This is a genomic window from Mucilaginibacter sp. P4_E8 (assembly GCF_056401495.1).
The window spans coordinates 1-3,973 of sequence record NZ_JBFUJG010000256.1; the positions used below are offsets into that span (position 1 = coordinate 1).

A 3,973-nucleotide genomic window follows, 5' to 3' on the forward strand; every position below is an offset into this window, starting at 1 on the left:
TTTCGGCTATCTGTTTTCCGGTAAAACCAGTGTGTTGCAATACATCGGGCAATAATGCCGGTTTGAACCATTTTTCGTTTAAAGCGATGGGCAGCACTTTGGCGGATGCTTGATTTTTTAACAGCACTTCGGCTACTATGGTAAATAGCCCGCCGGTTAAAAAATGATCTTCAAGGGTAACAACCAGTTCGCTGGTGGCGGCCGTTTGCAATATAACCTGCTCATCTACCGGTTTAAGGCTGCGCATATTCACCAGGCCGACTGAAAGTCCTTCGTTTTTTAATATATCAACCGCTATCAGCGCCTGTTCAAACATCAGCCCATAGGTTAAAATAGTTACATCGGTACCTGCCGAAACAACCTCGGCCTTTCCCAGTTCAAATGGCTCATGCTCGTAACCAGTTTTGCGGGTGTTGATACGCGTATAAGCCGGGTTAGGGGATTGCCAGATCTGCGGTAACATTTTTACAAGATCGTCTTCATCGGCAGGGGCAAATACGGTTACGTTTGGGATGCCCCGCATAATAGATATATCTTCAATGGCCTGGTGGGTAGGGCCGTTAGCATCTGATAAAAAGCCGGGTATAAAACCACTTAGTTTAACGGGCAAATTGGCGATACCTAAATCGGTACGTACAAACTCAAATGAACGCATGGTTAAAAAAGCAGCCAATGCATGTACTATAGGAATACGGTTGCGCAACGCCAAACCAGCGGCCGCACCTATCATGGTTTGTTCGGTAATACCGGTATCAATAAAACGCTTGCCTAAAACAGCGGGCAGGTTACGCACCAGTGCGCGGTTCTCGGCTGTCATCACTATTACCTGTTCATCGTTCAGGGCTATTGCTGTTAATAATTCTTCGTAGGTCATGATTATCTGACAATTAAAGTTTCTGATGTTAATGAAGTAGTATGCTCCCCGTGCAATTCCAGTAAAAGCTGGTCAATTTCACCGGCCGAGAAATTGCAGAACCACCGGTCGGCCCGCTCTTCTATGCTCGGTAATCCTTTGCCTCTAACGGTATCGGCAATTACTACATTGAGTTTCCCTTTTTGAAAAGGATAGGAGCTAAAGGCATTATGCAGTGCAGTATAATCATGTCCGTTTATGCGTTTAACTGCAGCCCCAAATGATTCAAATTTTTGCACAAGGGGTTCCAGGGGGATCAGATCCTCTGTGCGCATATTGGCTTGAAAATGATTGCGGTCTATCACAAAGATCAGATTGTCTAAACCATAAGCATTGGCTACCAGGACAGATTCCCAGCAGGAACCTTCATTCAGCTCGCCATCGCCCATGATGCATACCACTTTATTATCGCTGCCACAGATCTTCAGATCCATAGCTACGCCAAGTGCTACCGATGGTAAATGACCCAATGAGCCTGAGTGAAATTCAATTCCCGGGATATTGGTATTTGGATGCCAGTAAATGTAATCATCCAAAGAAAGGTGCTTTTCAAGTCTTTCTTTTTTCAGGAAACCCAGTTCGGCCAGTGTGCCATACAATGCCGGTACATCATGCCCTTTGGACAGGAACAGGTAATCGCGGTTGGGGTCGTTTAAATTGAACGGAGTAACATTTAAAAACTCCGTATAAAGATATACAACAAGATCGACCGCAGACAGAGAAGCGCCGGTGAAACAGCCGCCAGCTGTTGACATACGAACAATATGTTCCCTAACCTTTAGGGCTATAGCTTCTGTTTCGTGGTATTGATGTTTTTTATTTTCCACAAATTATATTTTTTTATGTATCTAAAAGGAACCCGGATATTTCCCGGGTTTGTCCCGGGTTTATAGTTTTCAATTCGTTTAAATGATGACGGTACCAATTAACGCCGGCATATTCTGCATTGATCTGGTAGATATCGGGCTTCCGGTGGAGCAACCTGATGATATCAAGACAGGAAAATTTTTTATTTTGATGATAAAGCTCTTCAAATACTGTTTTTATAAAATGATAATCTTCCAGGTAATCAATAGTAAAACGATGCGACATGGAATAATCCAAACCAGTTTCCCAGGTTACATTACCAATACTGAACAGTTGAGGGTTTTCCCATATATGAGGAGTTGTATGTTCCAGTTCCATACTTTTATCCGCGTTTTTCCAGGTTTGTTTTAAACAATCCATCGTCATGATCTCTACATCGTTGCCATCGGGATAGGTTGCCGGATGCAGATTGCTTACATAATCATACATGCCTTTATGTTTAAAATAATAGGTAAGCACATCATCTATAATGCATGGATCTATCAGCGGGCAATCAGAAGGGATCTTTAATACAACATCTGCATCATGTAATAGAGCAGCCTGATAATGACGGTCGAGCAGGTTATACTGATCGCCCCGGTAATAAGGGACATTCAGCATATCAGCTTCATCTACAATGATGTCATCATCGGGACTAACAGTAGTGGCTATAACTATGGTTGCCTTATGCTTTATCATCTGCAACCGCTCTATCATTAAAGCCAACAGGCTTTTATCCACTACGGGTAACATTACTTTACCAGGTAAACGGCTCGATGCCATACGCGCCTGTACAATGATCAACACTTTATCTGCCATTTATATATGTATTAATAGTTTATCAATAAATCGTCGTTTAAAATTTGTGATACTTTATTGTTTAATGCTTCCTGAGGATTAAAATGCTGTTTATGGTGGGTATGGTTAATATACTCACGGCATATTTGGGCTATGTTTTTAGCCGAACTGGCCCCGTTTTGAAGTGGGGCAAGCTTTTTTAGTTGTTCCAGATTAAACCAGGAATGAACTTTTTTACCTAAAGCAATACCTGTGTATACCACTGTTGAATACTGGGTAATTAATTCGCTGCAATTGGCGATCATGTGCTGGGTATTGCCTGAACTAAATACCATGGTTGCGGCCGGAGCATGTTTACGGATCTCCCTTTCGGCGCGCTTAACATTTTCATTGGGGTGAAGCTTAAAAAGCATTTGCCTGCCATTGGCTATTTGTACCGCTTTTTTAATAAAAGCGGGCCGGTTTTCAACCCGGTATGTTTCGCGCATATCAGTCGTGGCTACCATTACATAATCACGATGCGGAAAATCATTATTTAAAAACTGTTTCAGGTTATCATAATTGGGCATACCGGTTACTACCGTTTTTTTGCTGTCAGCTCCTTTTTCAATAAAGAATTGTTCATAACCATACGATGCAACACAATAAATATCACACACGTTTGAGGAACCGTTTAATGAGGTATTCCCGCAAAAAAAAGGAGGTAGCCTAAGCATTTTTACCAGCTTGCTCAATAAGGTATATTTATCAACCATGCCTTCCTGTACCCATATGGTTTTATATTCTTGCAGGCGTGAAGGCACCACTAAATCTGAGCAAAAAACTACAAGGTCATAACTGTTTAACTGGGCACCAAAATCAATTTGCAGGTTGTGGCGTCTCAGATAATCTTCAGCGCTTGTTCTGAACTGGCCTGATAATACCGTTCCTTTAAGTAACGAAGTATGGTTTATAAGCAGGTTTAATATTCGGTTGTCTGTAAACAATTGGCTAAACCAGCAATCAAACTCCGGGAGTTCTGTTGCTATCTGGTGCATTTGTGATGTTTGGTTTACAGAACCGGTAATAAACAGTATTTTCTGCATTTATAGTTTGATCACTAATTTGTTTAACAGGCAAATATTTTCTGCAAAGTGTTGTATGCTGTGTTTATTGAGGATATAAAATATTTATAATAATATAACCATATTTATAAGTTAGCACGATGAATTAAAAGTATGTCTGTTACTTTTAGATAATGCTAATTTTAGGTTATGAAATAATTAATTATACATCACTGCAGTTTAAACTTAATGTTTAATAAAAAACATAAGTTCTCTATTTTACACTTGCAGAAAAGGCGATACGTCTGGTTAGGAAATTTTTGAGTTCGGGGAGTTTATCGGTATTGATCAGGTCGACACCACAGTCAAGTAG

The 3,973-nt window shown here is 40.8% G+C and carries 4 protein-coding genes; all 4 read right to left on the reverse strand.

The genetic code is table 11. The features are described 5' to 3' along the window. On the reverse strand, positions 1-874 hold an 874-nt coding region (locus AC1DRQ_RS29915; RefSeq protein ID WP_477429537.1), incomplete at its 3' end, for a transketolase family protein. A 2-nt stretch (positions 875-876) separates the two neighbouring features. Beyond that, on the reverse strand, positions 877-1,740 hold the full coding sequence (locus tag AC1DRQ_RS29920) for a transketolase (RefSeq protein ID WP_477429539.1): 864 nt from the start codon (positions 1,738-1,740) through the stop codon (positions 877-879). A gap of 13 nt (positions 1,741-1,753) precedes the next feature. Then, positions 1,754-2,578, reverse strand: a complete 825-nt coding sequence (locus AC1DRQ_RS29925) for a cytidylyltransferase domain-containing protein (protein WP_429399334.1) — start codon at positions 2,576-2,578, stop codon at positions 1,754-1,756. 11 nt (positions 2,579-2,589) lie between these two features. Then, positions 2,590-3,642 carry a hypothetical protein gene (locus AC1DRQ_RS29930; RefSeq protein WP_477429542.1) on the reverse strand — a complete coding sequence of 351 codons (1,053 nt, stop codon included), beginning with the start codon at positions 3,640-3,642 and terminating at the stop codon, positions 2,590-2,592. Positions 3,643-3,973 lie beyond the last annotated feature (331 nt).

What these genes read in the sequence shown, in the direction of transcription:
- AC1DRQ_RS29925 (WP_429399334.1), bottom strand. Translation starts at nt 2,578, where the DNA reads ATGGCAGATAAAGTGTTGATCATTGTACAGGCGCGTATGGCATCGAGC.
- AC1DRQ_RS29930 (WP_477429542.1), bottom strand. Translation starts at nt 3,642, where the DNA reads ATGCAGAAAATACTGTTTATTACCGGTTCTGTAAACCAAACATCACAA.